20 protein-coding genes are annotated in these 14,848 nt (G+C 37.0%); 8 read left to right on the top strand and 12 right to left on the bottom strand.

The window, feature by feature from the left end:
* Positions 1-20: 20 nt before the first annotated feature.
* From ribA to htpX, 5 genes are read left to right on the top strand one after another with little or no spacing between them, the layout of a single operon-like run.
* The gene (gene ribA, locus B9N62_RS06095; protein WP_087584798.1) at positions 21-584 is read left to right on the top strand and encodes a GTP cyclohydrolase II; all 564 of its coding nucleotides are present in this window, start codon (positions 21-23) and stop codon (positions 582-584) included.
* Complete coding sequence (rsmG, locus tag B9N62_RS06090; protein ID WP_087584797.1) at positions 584-1,150, top strand: 16S rRNA (guanine(527)-N(7))-methyltransferase RsmG; 567 nt, start codon at positions 584-586, stop codon at positions 1,148-1,150. The genes ribA and rsmG overlap by 1 nt, the downstream gene beginning before the upstream one ends.
* Complete coding sequence (locus tag B9N62_RS06085) at positions 1,147-1,341, top strand: hypothetical protein (RefSeq protein ID WP_009294554.1); 195 nt, start codon at positions 1,147-1,149, stop codon at positions 1,339-1,341. The genes rsmG and B9N62_RS06085 overlap by 4 nt, the downstream gene beginning before the upstream one ends.
* On the top strand, positions 1,338-1,703 hold the full coding sequence (locus B9N62_RS06080) for a hypothetical protein (RefSeq protein ID WP_087584796.1): 366 nt from the start codon (positions 1,338-1,340) through the stop codon (positions 1,701-1,703). The genes B9N62_RS06085 and B9N62_RS06080 overlap by 4 nt, the downstream gene beginning before the upstream one ends.
* A 9-nt stretch (positions 1,704-1,712) precedes the next feature.
* Positions 1,713-2,582: a zinc metalloprotease HtpX gene (htpX, locus tag B9N62_RS06075; RefSeq protein WP_087584795.1), complete on the top strand. Its 870-nt coding sequence runs from the start codon at positions 1,713-1,715 to the stop codon at positions 2,580-2,582.
* Between the two features lie 236 nt (positions 2,583-2,818).
* On the opposite strand, the gene B9N62_RS06070 is transcribed toward htpX, so the two are convergent.
* The 5 genes from B9N62_RS06070 to B9N62_RS06050 are packed head-to-tail and all read right to left on the bottom strand — an operon-like array spanning position 2,819 to position 5,865.
* Positions 2,819-3,220 carry a flagellar protein FlaH gene (locus B9N62_RS06070; RefSeq protein ID WP_087584794.1) on the bottom strand — a complete coding sequence of 134 codons (402 nt, stop codon included), beginning with the start codon at positions 3,218-3,220 and terminating at the stop codon, positions 2,819-2,821.
* Entirely contained in the window at positions 3,211-3,642 is a 432-nt protein-coding gene (locus B9N62_RS06065) for a peptide deformylase (protein WP_087584793.1), read from the bottom strand. Before B9N62_RS06065 ends, B9N62_RS06070 begins: the two co-directional genes overlap by 10 nt.
* Before the next feature lie 9 nt (positions 3,643-3,651).
* Positions 3,652-4,665 carry an alanine racemase gene (locus B9N62_RS06060; protein WP_087584792.1) on the bottom strand — a complete coding sequence of 338 codons (1,014 nt, stop codon included), beginning with the start codon at positions 4,663-4,665 and terminating at the stop codon, positions 3,652-3,654.
* The gene (cmeU, locus tag B9N62_RS06055; RefSeq protein ID WP_021091016.1) at positions 4,658-4,897 is read right to left on the bottom strand and encodes a CmeU family protein; all 240 of its coding nucleotides are present in this window, start codon (positions 4,895-4,897) and stop codon (positions 4,658-4,660) included. The genes B9N62_RS06060 and cmeU overlap by 8 nt, the downstream gene beginning before the upstream one ends.
* 2 nt (positions 4,898-4,899) lie before the next feature.
* Positions 4,900-5,865, bottom strand: a complete 966-nt coding sequence (locus B9N62_RS06050) for a L,D-transpeptidase family protein (protein ID WP_021090919.1) — start codon at positions 5,863-5,865, stop codon at positions 4,900-4,902.
* Positions 5,866-6,002: 137 nt separating this feature from the next.
* Between B9N62_RS06050 and B9N62_RS06045 the strand changes: the two genes are divergently transcribed.
* From B9N62_RS06045 to B9N62_RS06035, 3 genes are all read left to right on the top strand, one after another.
* Positions 6,003-6,425 (top strand): copper chaperone PCu(A)C, encoded by a 423-nt coding sequence (locus B9N62_RS06045; protein WP_087584791.1) that lies wholly within the window; start codon positions 6,003-6,005, stop codon positions 6,423-6,425.
* 71 nt (positions 6,426-6,496) lie between these two features.
* Positions 6,497-6,892, top strand: coding sequence for a hypothetical protein (locus B9N62_RS06040; protein WP_021090968.1), 396 nt, complete (start codon positions 6,497-6,499; stop codon positions 6,890-6,892).
* 9 nt (positions 6,893-6,901) lie between these two features.
* Complete coding sequence (locus tag B9N62_RS06035) at positions 6,902-7,444, top strand: SCO family protein (protein ID WP_054196383.1); 543 nt, start codon at positions 6,902-6,904, stop codon at positions 7,442-7,444.
* A gap of 299 nt (positions 7,445-7,743) precedes the next feature.
* Here B9N62_RS06035 and B9N62_RS06030 read toward each other — a convergent pair whose 3' ends face one another.
* The 7 genes from B9N62_RS06030 to napA are packed head-to-tail and all read right to left on the bottom strand — an operon-like array spanning position 7,744 to position 14,341.
* Positions 7,744-8,085 carry a chaperone NapD gene (locus B9N62_RS06030; RefSeq protein ID WP_072594844.1) on the bottom strand — a complete coding sequence of 114 codons (342 nt, stop codon included), beginning with the start codon at positions 8,083-8,085 and terminating at the stop codon, positions 7,744-7,746.
* Entirely contained in the window at positions 8,082-9,017 is a 936-nt protein-coding gene (locus B9N62_RS06025) for a WD40 repeat domain-containing protein (RefSeq protein WP_087584790.1), read from the bottom strand. Before B9N62_RS06025 ends, B9N62_RS06030 begins: the two co-directional genes overlap by 4 nt.
* Positions 9,014-9,481, bottom strand: a complete 468-nt coding sequence (locus B9N62_RS06020) for a 4Fe-4S ferredoxin (protein ID WP_085657577.1) — start codon at positions 9,479-9,481, stop codon at positions 9,014-9,016. Before B9N62_RS06020 ends, B9N62_RS06025 begins: the two co-directional genes overlap by 4 nt.
* Positions 9,481-10,008, bottom strand: coding sequence for a nitrate reductase cytochrome c-type subunit (locus B9N62_RS06015; protein ID WP_072594841.1), 528 nt, complete (start codon positions 10,006-10,008; stop codon positions 9,481-9,483). The genes B9N62_RS06020 and B9N62_RS06015 overlap by 1 nt, the downstream gene beginning before the upstream one ends.
* A complete protein-coding gene (napH, locus tag B9N62_RS06010) occupies positions 10,005-10,796 on the bottom strand; it encodes a quinol dehydrogenase ferredoxin subunit NapH (protein ID WP_087584789.1) in 792 nt (263 codons plus the stop codon). Before napH ends, B9N62_RS06015 begins: the two co-directional genes overlap by 4 nt.
* Positions 10,793-11,551, bottom strand: coding sequence for a ferredoxin-type protein NapG (gene napG / locus B9N62_RS06005; RefSeq protein WP_087584788.1), 759 nt, complete (start codon positions 11,549-11,551; stop codon positions 10,793-10,795). Before napG ends, napH begins: the two co-directional genes overlap by 4 nt.
* A 9-nt stretch (positions 11,552-11,560) precedes the next feature.
* Positions 11,561-14,341 carry a nitrate reductase catalytic subunit NapA gene (gene napA / locus B9N62_RS06000; protein ID WP_087584787.1) on the bottom strand — a complete coding sequence of 927 codons (2,781 nt, stop codon included), beginning with the start codon at positions 14,339-14,341 and terminating at the stop codon, positions 11,561-11,563.
* Positions 14,342-14,848: the final 507 nt, after the last annotated feature.

The raw sequence follows: 14,848 nt of genomic DNA, 5'->3' as shown, positions 1-14,848 counted from the left end.
ATAGTTGGAGTAAATTTAAAATGAAAATAGAAATTTCAAATGTAGCAAATCTACCTTCAAGATTTGGGGCCTACAAGGTTCAAGCTTTCAAAGAAGGAGCAAAAGAACATTTAGCTATCTTCAAAGAACCACTAAATGAAGTCGTAAACCTTAGAATTCACTCCGAATGCCTAACTGGCGATGCGATCGGAAGCCTAAAATGTGACTGCCGTGACCAGCTTGAAGCGAGCCTAAAATATATCGAAGAAAATGGCGGCATGGTCATCTACCTTCGTCAAGAGGGCAGAAATATCGGACTTTTAAACAAGATAAACGCTTATAGCCTTCAAGATAAGGGCCTTGACACGATAGAAGCCAATCACCAGCTAGGTTTTAAGGCTGATGAGAGAACATACGAAGTGGTTGATTTTATCCTAAATCACTACGGCATAAAAGAGATAAATTTACTCACAAACAACCCACTGAAACTTCATGGTTTAAAGTTAGCAAAGATCGTAAAACGCGTGCCTATCGTCATCAAGCCAAATAAATTTAATGAAGGCTACTTGAAGATCAAAAAAGAGCAAATGGGACACATCCTGTGATGAAAAATGAGCTTTGTTTGCCAGCTGAATTTGACGAAAAAGTAAAGGCTTACGCTCAAATTTTTGCTAAATTTAACAAAGTTCATAGCTTAAGCAATTATAAAGACATAAGCGAGCAGGTGCTTGATAGCATTAGACCGCTTGAAATTTTTGATCTAAGTGCCAAAACGGCGATAGATGTAGGCAGTGGGGCTGGCTTTCCAGCGATATTTTTAGCGCTTGCGATGCCACGTACTAAGTGGTACCTTTTTGAGCCGATATCCAAAAAGTCATCATTTCTAAGCTTCGTTAAAATCGAGCTTGGCATAGAAAATTTAGAAGTTCATAGCCAAAAGATCGAGCTTGCAGATAAATTTATAGCTGATCTCATCACCTCAAGGGCGCTTAGTAAGACAAAAGAGCTTATAAAAATTTGCGATGGTTTTTACGATGAGAATACTAAATTTCTCATCTATAAAGGCTCTAGTGTCATGGATGAAATTTCAGGCATAGACGCGCAAATTTACAATGAAAAAAACAGAAACTACATATATTTTAATCTCAAAAATCAAGGGGAGAAACGTTGAAATACTTGCTTTTTGTAGCGATTTTGGTTGCGATTTACATCATATTTTTTAAAAATAGAAAAAAAAGCGACAAGATAAGCACCAGTAACTTCGAAGAGTGCAGCAAATGCGGTGTCTTTAGCGACATCGATCAAATGGTATTAAGAGACGGAAAATACATCTGCAAAGAGTGCATAAAGGGTGAGAGATGAAAATTTTGGGTGATGAGCTGATCAAATTTGAGCCATTATATCTTTGCAAAAGCGAAGATGAAATTTCAAGCAGTAGGCAAAATCTCTTTAAATTTGATAGAAATTTGATAAAAAGAGCACTAGAAGTTGGAGCAAACTTTAGCGTTTTTGTGACGAATATAAACGAAGCTATCATCGCAAACGCCGCTGGAGCAAAATTTATTATCGCAGATATTGATACTGCAAAAGATTTAGCAAAGATTGCTGAGAGTTATCTATTTGACGCACTTATAGCTGTTTTGATAAAAGATGAAAGCGAGCTAGCACAGCTTGCAAAATTTAACATAGACGCTGCGATCTTGCCAAACGCTATAAAAAAATAAGGACAAAAAATGGAAATTTTTAAAACTGCTTTTTTAATGGTTACTTTAATGCTGATTTTCATCGCTGTTGGCGGATATATTGGAGGCGAGCATGGCATGATGATCGCCTTTTTGATAGCGGCTGGCACAAATATCTTTTCATATTTTTTTAGTGATACTCTGGTGCTTAAAAGATATAACGCTATCCCAGTTGATGAGAGTAACGCTCACGGGCTTTATGAGATCGTATCTCGCCTCACACAAAAGGCAAATTTACCTATGCCAAAAATTTACATCATCCCAGAAGAGGCACCAAATGCCTTTGCCACAGGCAGAAATCCAAGCCACGCAGCCGTCGCAGTAACCGAGGGGCTTTTAAAAATTTTAAATGAAAACGAGATCGAGGGCGTGCTAGCTCACGAGCTAAGCCATGTAAGGCACTACGACATCCTAACTGGCTCAATCGCTGCCATACTAGCTGGGGCTATCGCGATGGTCGCAAATTTTGCTAAAGTTGGTAGTATTGCTGGGCAGAGTAGCAGTTCAAGAAGAGGTGGCGGTAATGCCATCGTTATGCTAGCACTTGCTATACTCATGCCAATAGCTGCCACAATCATCCAAATGGCGATCTCAAGAGAGCGCGAGTATAAGGCGGACAAGGGTGCAGCCTATCTAACAGGACATCCAGAGTGGCTTGCAAGCGCTCTAAGAAAGCTTGAGAGCTACTCAAATTCTTACATCATGCAAAACGCAAGCGAGCAAAGTGCTCATATGTTTATCGTAAATCCATTTGGCTCGCTAACTAACAAGCTTGGCGTACTTTTTAGAACGCATCCAAGTACCAGTGACAGGATCGCTGAGCTTGAAAGACTTGAGCAAGAGATAAAAAGAGGCATGTAGAAAATTTAGTTCTAGTAAAATTTGGGCTAAATTTCTTCTTTTTACCATCTTTTTTGGCTTTAAATTTATAAATTTACAAAAATTTTAAATTTCATGAGTGAGTAATTTAGGCTCTGATTTTAGTGGCAAGCTTTGCGAGGCTTAAAATCAGTAGTAGATTCTTGTGAGTAAATGAAATTTTAAATTTTACAAAAAGATCAAATTTACAACCAAAAACTGAAATTTAGCCCCAAATTTCACTGCAATTTCTTGCAGTCGCGATCTTCTATAGTGTACTCAAAAATAAGCTCACCATTTTCTGAATAAAAAAGCTCATCCAAGGTGACACCGATGCTTAGCATATTTAAGATCTCTTTATCTTTGCAAGCGGTTCGTAAATTTTCCTTTTTGATAGCTTCGATAAATTCTAAAAGCTCTTTTTCTTCAAGCTTTTTGATCTCTTGCTTTCTTGCGTGTTTGATGGCGTATCTATAAATGAGCGTGTCGCCGACATTTAAGATATCATTAAGCGTCAGTGTTGGCGTACAGATAAATGGGAGCTTTTTTTTGTAGTAAGTTGCGTGATTTTTCGCTGCCATATCTGGCGTAAGAGCCAGGGCAAGCGAGTAAAAAAACAGTAAAAAAATGACTACTCGCAACTACTTTTATCCAAATTTATATCAAAAAAATGCCTACCCTCAAAGCCGTAACTACCACTTAGCGTGATACCACGATTTAGCACAGCTCTTGCCATACCTGAGTTGCAAAGTGCATCTTTTCCATTTTTATAAAACTCATCTTTTAAAGCTAAAATTTGAGCTTTGTTGTAGCCTTTTATCCTCTTTGTCTTGGTCTCGTTTAAGACAAACTCGCCATGTATGTTTAGCCCACTGCTACTTACATCTTTTAGCGTGATCATCTCATCGACTCTGCTTGGTAAATTTGGCTTTGCAGTTTGGACGACAAAGGCTGGGATCTGCTTAGTATCAAGCTGATTTAGTATCTGCTCATAAATTTTAAACTCACTCTCTTGTACGCCAAAAGCAAGGCTAGCAAGAGCTAATAAAACGATCTTTTTCACATATTACCTTTATATAAATTTTCTAGTGATATTTGGCGAGAGCTTTACTAAAATATCATAACTTATCGTATCAAAAAATTTCGCCCAAATATTTGCATCCTCAAAGACACAAACCCACTCGCCGCTATCTTTACAACTAAAGCTATCCATAGAAATTTTGCCTAGTATTGGCTCGTTATTGGCAAGTCTTAGCTCACCACAGCCATTGTATCTTAGCAATCCATCGCCATATCCAAGATCATAAGTGGCTACATTTATATCTTCTTTTGCGCTAAATTTAGCACCATATCCAACACCTTGACCACTTTTTAAAATACGCTTACTAACTCTTTTTGCCCATAGTGAAAGCACTGGCTTTAATCCCAAACTATCACCAAACTGAGCGTATCCATACTGAGCGATGCCAACGCGAACCATATCATCATCGATTTCACTTGCTCTTTCAAGCGCAGCTGAGTTGTGAGAGTGAAAGATCGGTTTTTTTATGCCAAACTCATCGCAAAGAGCTAAAATTTTCTCTTTTGTAGCCCTAAAATTTTCCCTTTGTACAAAATAATCAGCATTTAGCTCATCGCTTGCACGAAAATGAGTATAAGCTCCAAGAAGCTCTAAATTCCTTCTTGTTAAAATTTCAAAGGCATAATCAAGCTCGCTAATATCAAGCCCATTTCTATGCATACCAGTGTCAATTGCAAGGTTGATTTTTGAGCCATCTTTTATCTTTAAAAGCGCCTCTATATCATTTATCGCATAAATAAATTTGCTACTTTCATTTCCGGTTGGGATATGTGAGAGAATGAGAATATTTTCAAATATATCAGAAATTTCATTTGCCTCAAACTCGCTTTTTACGGCACAAATTTCTATGCCAAATTTTTTAGCTTCACCAGCAATAAGCCTTGCGCCATGACCATAAGCATTGTCTTTTAATACAACTATTACTTTCTCTTTGCCACCAGCTTTAGTACAAATTTGAGTGAGGTTATGGATGTATGAAGCTTTATTTAGGCGTATTTCAGACATTAAAATTCACATTAAAAGCAGTATAAACATCCGGTAAAAGTTTTCTTACGTTGTAGTCAAATGCATAAAATTTAGCGTAAATTTCTTTCAGATCAGCCTCTTTTACTTTGCTAAAATCAAAAACATCAGTACCATCTTTCTTTGGAACTTGGCGGTCAAGCTCAGCAAAAAAAGCAGCTCTTGCCTCTAAAATTTTTTCGATTTTTTCTTTTACTTCTTGAGATTTTTCCACTTTTACTCCTCTATAAAAATTTTCATATCATCGTTGTAAAGCTTCACATAAAGCGTCTTTTGCCCAGCAAATTTATGTGTATCTGAAACATAATCCTCATAAAAACTCACACGAAAAAGCCTATCGTTTTTAAGATTTGGATAAGGTGTGATGAGAAAATTTGAAAAACTAATGCGTTTTTTCTCTTTTTTAGAAAAAATAGCACGCTTCATACTTTTAAATTTTTCCAAGCTCATACCATCGTATCGCTCAAAGTTTTTATCATAGAATTTAAGATAGTTTTCAATGTCGCTCTCGCTCCATGTCTTTTTCCAGCCCAAAAGTCCAGAAATAATCACTGCAATATCTTTTGCACTAGCTTCTGGACGCTTATCTTCATAAATAAATGCAAGTGTTTTTTTGTGATCCACAACATCATCAAATTTCATCAAAGTATCATTTTGCATAGCCACGCAGCCTTTTGTTTTTAGCTCATCTGTCCTTTGACCATCAAGCGGATAGCCATGTATCCAAATGCCACCACCATTTCGCTTTGCAAGCTTATCAAGCAAATTTGGATATGAAAGCGAAAATGCAAGTGGACCAAGATATCTATCATTTGGCGTAAATCTACGTGTAAGCTGATACACTCCAACCGGTGTTTTTAGATCGCCTTCAAGAAGCTTATCGCCATTTTTGCCAACTATAACGCTTGAGCTAAAAAGCTTTTTTGTAATGCCACCATTATAAGAGATCACTTCAAGCTTCTTTTTAGTTTTATCAACTACACTTAGAAGTATCTCATTGTCATAATATCCATATCTTACATCCTTGCCCTCAAGCTTTTTTAGCCAGTAATCCTTACTTAAAATATTTTTTTCAATGGCGTCAATAACAGCAGCTGAGCCATTTTTTAAGTAAATTTCTTCGTAATTTTGGGCAAAAAGACAAGGCGATAACGCGATGAAGAAAAATATAATTTTTTTCAAGTGAAATATCCCAAAAAGTAAAATTTAATCCGTAATTATATCCTAAAAAATTTATATTTTTAGATTTTAAAGGTAAATTAAGTAGTTCTAAATGTATAATGTGAAAACCATTATTAATTTTATCACAAAGGAAAAATATGAAAAAAATCGTTTTTGGTGCGATGTTTGCAGCTTCTGCTCTTATGGCGGCTGATATCAGCCTAGAAAATGTTAGAGCTAGAGATACAAAACCTGGCACAAACAATAGTGCAATTTTTATGAATATAAAAAATGCTTCAAATTCTGATGTAAAGCTTATTGGTGCTCACTCAAGCGTTTGCAAAAGCACAGAAATTCATACCCACAAAATGAACGATGGTATGATGGCTATGGTTCAAATCGAAGATGCAGTGATTCCAAAAAATGGCGAAACAAAACTAGCTCCTGGCGGTTTACACATTATGCTTATGGATCTAAACAAGCCATTAAAAGATGGTGATAAAGTTGATTTAGAGCTAAAATTTAGCAATGGCGAGAGCATAAAGCTTGATAATATCGGAGTAACTAAAAACTTTAAATAATGAAAAAAATCATAATTATTTTTTCATTTATCTTTATTGTTTTAGGTGCTTTTTCGATAGGCTATAAGCTTATGACAACAAGCAAGGAAGATCCACCTGAATTTGCCGATGTAAACACATCGCTAGATCCTTTAAAATGTGATCTAAACAATAAATCTTGTGAGATGGAATTTAAAGGCGTAAAGCTAAAAATAGACATCTCGCCAAGACCTATTTATGCCATGAGGCCTTTTAGCTTTAAAATCATTAACGGTAAAAATTTAGGGCTAAAAAATCCAAGTCTTGAGATAGACGGAATAAATATGAATATGGGATCAATCAAAGCAAGACTTGAACCAAGAGGCGATAACTTAACTGCTCAAGTAGTGCTAAGTGCTTGTGTTGTTGAGCTTATGAGATATCGATTTAAAGTGCTTGATGACGAAAAAGAAACTGGTTTTTTTGTAGATCTTGATCTAAAATTATAGAGGGTAACGATGAAAAAGGCATTTTGGGGCTTAATAATAATCTTAATTTGTATAGGTGTTGCACTTTTGCTAATAAAGCCAAACAAGTATGATTTTAAGGCACTTTCACAAAATGGTGAAGTAAGTCTTAAAAATTACGACGGAAAGTACAAAGTTATATATTTTGGTTATCTTTTTTGCCCCGATGTCTGCCCTACTGCGCTCTCTTTGATTGGCGATGAGCTAAATAAACTAAAAAGAGATGACTTTGAGTTACTTTTTATTACACTTGATCCTGAACGCGATACTCCTGAAAATTTAACTCTAATGGCAAAAAATTTCTATAAAGATGCTGATGGATTAAAACTAAATGCCTTAAAAGAAGTGGCAAAAACCTATGGTGTAAAATTTCAAAAAGTCCGTCTTGAAAACTCAGCCATGGGCTACTCTGTTGCCCACAGCTCTTCAATATACTTAATAGACAAAAAAGGAAATTTTTATAAAGAAATTTCAAATCTAACAAATGAAAACATTGGAGAAAATTTATTAAATTTGATCAAAGATAGACCTTAGGCGAGAAAATTTAGTAAGCCAAAACTGACCTACTAAAATTCTTTATGCAAATATCATCTCAAGATCTTCTAAACTAAAATTAATTCACTTGTTATGTTTTTGATTTTAATGCTCGCTGAGTGATTTTTTCACCCAAAATCTATTAACCCTTGAACATAAATTTAATCTACAAGCCAAATAAAGTTGTGATTAAGTGAAAGCAGTACTAGCAATGAATTTATTAAGAAGATTTGTACGAAAAGTAGGCTTTTGCACTATAAATTTTAATGATAATGCAAAAGCTAAAAATTTAAGTTTTTCTATTTCACTCTATGATGCACGCTGCCACCATAAGTAATATCCTCAGCTTTTACCTCATCACTTGTTAAAATTTCACTTATCTTGCCATTTTCTTCTAGTTTTTTCCTATTTTCTTCGGCATCTTCTTGATAGCTGTAAACCATCGCAACGCTCACTACTCCACTGATAGCTTCTATCTTTTTAAAATTTTTTATCTCATCTTCAATACTATCTGAGCTAACTACCACTACGATTCTATCGTCTGCGTCGGTTATTATTTCACACTCTTTTAGCTTTTTTATCTCATTTTTTACACTTTCATTTTTATTGTCCGTATAAACTATCAAACTTGAAATATTCATTTAATTCTCCAAAACAAAATTTTATTCTCATAGGCTGAAGTTACGACTTCATTGTCGCTTATAAAAACTATGCTATTTATCGTACTTTGCCCAGTTTTTAGCATTGCGATATTTTCTAAGCTTTTGCTATCAACTAAATTTACATCACTCATCTCATCACTCATATAGGCCGCTACTCTACCATCATCGCTAAGTCCAACACCATAGACCAAAAAGCCGGTATTTATCTTTTTTAGGCTTCCAGCTGAAAATATCCCCACGATCCTGTCGGTGCCTCCGCTGATCATGACGCCATTTTTATATGAGATGTCGTAGATATTGTCTGTATGAATATCTAAAATTTGATCCATTTTTTTAGCTTTTATGTTATAAAAGTAGACCTTCCCACTCTCGCAAGCGATAGCTAGCGTGCTTCTATCTTCGCTTATCTCCATATCTGAAAGCATCGCAATTGAAATTTTAAAGCTATCATAAATTTCGCCATTTTTTAGGTTTAAAAAGTAAATTTCATTACTAATTGAAGCAAGCGCAACATGCTCATTATCTAAAAATAATGCCTTTTTTATCGCTTGATTATCCATTTTTATGCTTCTCATCTGCCCATTTTCTCTTAGATGAAGCGCCTTTGTAGCATAGTCACCTTCGCTAAGTATAAGAGTTTTGCCATTAATTTCATCAATGCTTAAAATTTTTGGTCTTTCATGATCACTAACGTAGGTTTTTATATCATCCATCTTAATGATCTCTTCAAATTTAGACTCTTTAGGATCATAAATTTCAACCGTCCCTCCATCAGTCGCGATAAAGAGTTTGCCATTTATTAGCGTTGTGCTTAGCACATTTGCACTAGCCTCTATTTGCTTGTATGGAGTGGTGATCTCGCTTGCAAAGATAAAATTTAATAGACAAAAAATAAAAAACAAAGCTCTCATAAGGCCTCCATTTGAAGTGAATTTTTAAAGCAAACATCAAAGCACTCGCCGCAACTTACGCAGTTTTGATTAACAATAGGACGAAAAACGCCAAGAAATTCGACTGCTTTAAATTTGCAAGCATCAAGGCAGTTGTAGCAGATCGTATCGTTCCATGCTAGACAGCTAGAAACATCGATGCTAACTTTTGCATTTATACTCTTTGGTGAGTTTAAGCTTAATGTCTTCTTACCAAGACTCTCGCAAGCCTTTGCGCACTCTTCGCAAAAGTCACAGCCCAGCTTTTTAACTTTAAAAACTACCCTTTCATTTTCAAAGCTAAGAAGCTCTTTTTCACAAGCGTTTACGCAGCTAGCATCGCATCCATCGCAGTCAAACTCACCGCTAAAAAAAGGCGGAGTTATAAATTTGGGAGCAGATTTTGCCCCCAAAATTTTACTAAAAAGCTCTCGCCTGCTTTGCATTATTTAACACCATCGTTTAAAACATCTAGCAAGTTTGACTTATGAGTGCCGTTTTTATCTCTAAAGTCAGGCTTAAATTTATTGCCAACAAGCTGCGTTACACCATTTTGTTGCTCAACGTGGCATGTTGTGCAGTTATATCTTTCATCATCAAGCTTGCCTGCAAGATCTTTTTTATTTCTGATGTCATAAAGGTGAGATGATGGTATCGGTGTTGCTCCACTATCTTTTGCAAACTCAGGCATATGGCAGGTTACGCACATATTCATATCCTTTGTGATAGGCACTAAACCCTCAGTATCGTGTGGGATAAATGGTGGTGCATTTTCAAAAGACCTATCAAATTTCTTTGACATGCCAGCTGGCTCTTTTGTGTAGTTCACATCTTTTAATACAACGTCTTTATCGTCTAGCAAATCGATATTTCTAAAGCCGATTTGCGAATCACTAATACTTGGATTATTAAAAGTACATGCCGCAAAAAACGCAGCACACAATCCTCCAAGCATCATTATTTTTATTTTCATTTTTCTCTCCTTAAATTTCTAATACTAAATTTCAATGCCCCGTCTCCACAAACATCAATGCACCTGCCACAGCTTATGCACTCGCTTGAGCTAACCGAGCGGCTCTCTTTACCGATCATGTCAAGCACTTGCATCTCTGGACAAATAAGCTTGCATTTCATACATTTTGTGCAAGCCTGGGCATCATGTTTTACTCTAATTAGGGCAAATTTTGAGATGATGGCGTAAAAGGCACCAAGCGGACAAACGTGCGAGCAAATACCACGCCTTAACACAAACATATCAAAAGCAATGATCGCAACCACTATGCCTAAAGCACTAGCTGAGCCGTAAATAATGCCACGCTGAATAATGCCAATATAGCTAACGCTCTCAAATACTGGATAAGATAAAGCAAGGCTTAATATAAGAGCAAGAGCCAGCAAGTAATAACGTAAATTTTTACTCACATTTAAGACTTTTTCGCCCTTAAAGCCAAATTTTTCTCTTAGTTTAAAAGCGATATCAGTTAGCAAATTTATCGGGCATATCCACGAACAAAACGCTCTTGGAGCAACCAGTGCGTAAAATGCAAAGATAATGCCAGCTCCAATAATTGCATTTATGCCAGCACTAAAGCTTGCAAGTAAAATTTGAACCAAAGCAAATGGATCGCTTAGTGGAATTTTTCCAAAAAGCAAAGATGAGCTTAAATTTCCGCTAAGTATCTTAACTCCATAAAAATTTCCTAGGATAAATAGCGCTAGGATAGAAATTTGAGTTATTCGTCTTAAGATTAAAAATTTCATAGCTCACCACCATTTAGATAATCAGTCGCTTTTTTAATGTCAAGTTTTATTTTGCTGTCTGCATCATCTATGCGTCTTTCATCTTCTTTTATCCAGCCTTTAACGTAGTTATCGCCTACTTTGCCAAGCACCGCATCGCGGTTTAGCACGGTAATGGCCGCTTTTTTAGTGATACAGGCTCGCTCACATAGGCCACATCCAGTGCAAATGTCGCTATCGACCACTGGAAGTAAAAACGCATGCTTTTGCGTCCTTTCGTTGCGGCGATACTCAAGACACAAGGCCTTATCTATGAGCGGACAGGATCTATAGCAAGCATCGCACTGTATGCCCCAGTATGCCACACAGTTTTTCATATCGACCACTGCAACGCCCATTTTGGCCTTATTTATATCAAGCTTGCCTTTTGTGCTTACTAAATTTACGTCCAAAGCTCCAGTCGGACAGGCTGGCACACAAGGGATATTTTCACACATATAGCAAGGAATTTTTCTAGGCTCAAAATAAGGCGTTCCAATGCTTATGCCATCTTCTAGCGATGAGAGCTTTAGCGTATCAAATGGACAAGCCTCTACGCAAAGCCCACACCTAATGCAGCTTTGTAAAAATTGCTTCTCTTCTTTTGCACCAGGAGGCCTAAGAAGCATAAGTGGCGAAGCTTTGGCACTAAGCGACCAAACAAAGCCTCCGCCAAGAGCCAAAAGCGCTACTTTTGCTCCAAATTTTAAAGCCTCTCGCCTACTTGAAAATCCCATATCGCTCACCTATGCTTTGTAAATTTTAACCGCACACTTTTTATAATCAGTCTCTTTTGAAATTGGGCAAGTAGCGTCAAGACATACTTTGTTTATATATACGTTTTCGTCAAAGAAAGGCACATAAACAAGACCTACTGGCGGCTTATTTCTACCTTTTAGATCTACTCTTGCTTTTACCTTGCCACGGCGTGATTCGACCCAAACGATCTCATTTTGCATTACGCCAAGATTTTTAGCATCATCTTCATGCATATAGCAAAGCGCCTCTGGAACAGCTCTATAAAGCTCAGGAACACGCATAGTCATCGTACCTGTATGCCAGTGCTCTAGCACACGACCAGTACATAACCAGAATGGATAGTCTTTGCTTGGCATCTCGCATGGATCCATGTAAGGGCGGAAGAAAATTTTTGCTTTGTTTGCAAGAGGAGTTTTCTCTTGATTTTTCACGCCTTTTAGATCGCCTGTTGGAAGGGCTGCGTTTTTGTTGCCGTAGAATGCAAATTTATCATTTGGAGCAGCTTTTTTAGCGTATGGGTCAAATTTAGTGTTAAATCTCCACTGAGTCTCTTTACCATCAACAACTGGCCATCTAAGACCTCTTACTCTGTGGTAAGTGTCAAAGTCAGCTAGGTCGTGACCGTGGCCAACGCCAAATTTTCTATACTCTTCCCAAAGATACTTATGGATGAAAAATCCATATCCTTTAAATTCTTTACCATCTGAGCCGATCACTTTTCTGCTGTCGCCAAAGACTTCTGTGTTGTCGTAGTTTTCCATGATCGGATCGTTTGCACTAAATTTCTTAGCCTCTTCATTTGCAAAAAGCACGTCAAATAGCGTATCTTCTTCGCTATATCCCATAGCTTTTGCCTCTTCAAGCACATTTGGGAGCGTCACTTTGTCGTTTAGTTTTTTCTCACCCCAAACGTCTTTTAGCTTAAAGCGCTTGCTAAATTCCATCATTTGCCAAATATCAGGCATCGCTTCACCAACTGGAAGCACTTGCTGTCTCCAGTGCTGTGTTCTTCTCTCAGCATTACCGTATGCGCCCCATTTTTCATAGATCATCGCAGTTGGTAGGATAAGGTCAGCCACTTTTGCAGAAATTCCTGGATAAGGGTCGCTTACGACGATGAAGTTATCCATCTCACGAGCTGCTTTGATCCAGTGGTTTGCATTTGCAGTATTTTGCCATGGGTTATTTACCTGAACCCAGATAAATTTAACCTTGCCATCTTCAACATCACGCATCATTTTTACGTAGTGTGAGCCTGGAACGGCATTTAGTGTGCCAGCAGGTAGTTTCCAAATTTTTTCAGTCGTCTCTCTGTGTTTTGGATTGGCGACAACCATATCAGCTGGCAAGCGGTGAACAAATGTTCCAACCTCTCTTGCAGTGCCACATGCACTTGGTTGGCCAGTTAGAGAAAATGCTCCTGAGCCTGGAAGTGCTTGCTTGCCAAGTAAGAAGTGAACCATATAAGCTTGCTCATTTACCCATGTACCGCGCTGGTGTTGGTTAAAGCCCATAGTCCAGAAACTTACAACTTTGCGATTTTTCTCGATATAAAGATCAGCAAGTGCTTTTAGTTTTTTCTTAAATTCTTCTATATCTTCGTTTGGATCGCCCTTGGCCACCTTTGCAGTAAAGTCAAGCGTGTAAGGATCAAGAGCTTTTTTAAACTCTTCAAATGTTATTTGCCAGTGATCGCCAGCCTTTGCAGCATTTTTATTTTCAAGTGTATCGCCAGCTTTTAGGCCAAGATAAGAAAGCGTAACGCCCTCAGCCTCGCTTAGTACCTTTGACTTCTCAGTCGCAGCGGTGTCTAGCTCGCTTGGAGCATATTTTTTGTGATGAATGTCTGGACGAAGGCCATATCCGATATCAACTGGGCCAGCTGTGAAGACACAGTGCTTTTTAACAAATTCTTCGTCGATCATCTCTGGGTGGTTATAAACTATCTCGCGAGCGATGTAGTTCCAGATAGCAAGGTCAGATGACGGAGCAAAGATGATCTCTATATCAGCTAAATTTGATGTTCTAGTTGAGTAGGTGCTTAAATTTACGACCTTTACTCTATCAGGATCGCTAAGCTTTCTATCGCTTACGCGTGCCCAAAGGATCGGGTGCATCTCAGCCATATTTGCGCCCCAAGCTACGATAGTATCAGTTAGCTCGATATCATCAAAACAGCCTGATGGCTCATCTATACCAAAAACTTGCATAAAGCCAAGAACCGCACTTGCCATACAGTGTCTTGCGTTTGGATCAATGCTATTACTTCTAAAACCACCTTTTATAAGCTTAACGGCAGCGTAACCTTCTGGAATAGTATATTGACCAGAACCTAAAACTCCGATACCGTGAGGTCCTAGTTCATCATATGCTTTTCTAAACTGAGCCTCCATGACATCAAATGCTTGTTTCCAGCTTACTTGCTTAAATTTGCCTTTTTTGTCAAATTCTCCTTTTTCGTTTACACGTAAAAGTGGATGAGTTATTCTATCTTCGCCGTACATGATCTTAGCATTAAAGTAGCCTTTGATACAGTTTAGACCACGGTTTACTGGCGCTTCTGGGTCACCTTTTACAGCTACTATCTTGCCCTCTTTGGTTGCAACCATGATGCCACATCCAGTTCCGCAAAATCTACAGGCAGCTTTGTCCCAACGCCAGCCTTTTTCTGCTTCGCTTGCTGCACTTAGCGAGCTTGGCACAGCTATACCAGCACTAGCACAAGCAGCACTAGCCGCAGCACTTTTTATGAATTCTCGTCGATTCATTCTTTCTCCTTTAAAGATTTAAAACAAATTTAATTGATATTAACCTTGCAAAACTTATTTACAACTGATTTACATTTACAAAAATTTCAAAAAACTTAAGCTAAAAATGTAAATATTTTTCTACATAAAAATATTAATTTTCTCACAAAGTACGATTTTAAAAGAAAATACTATTTAATAAAATTTAAAAATTTTAGAGTAGTTATCAAAAAGCTAAAGAAAACAAAGTAAAATTGTTTTTAAATATTTGAGTAAAAAAGTAACATAAAGTATTATTAAAAATTTTATCTCCTTACTGAAATATCAATAATTGCAAGGATAAATTCTAATAATTTTCATTACATTGCGGCAAATATAATCTATAAAAATTTAACTAGCAATATCACTATAAAGCTATAAATATTAGATTATTTTTAAAAACTTTATTATATTTATAAAACAAAAAATAATTTTAAGATTAGAGATAAAAAGGAGTTATTTTCATCCTCAAATTTTGAGGATGAAATA

The sequence above is a fragment of the Campylobacter concisus genome (assembly GCF_002165785.1).
GTDB classification, from domain to species: Bacteria; Campylobacterota; Campylobacteria; order Campylobacterales; family Campylobacteraceae; genus Campylobacter_A; species Campylobacter_A concisus_W.
Note: the sequence above shows the minus strand (reverse complement) of the source record. Positions and strands in the feature narration are given on the sequence as shown.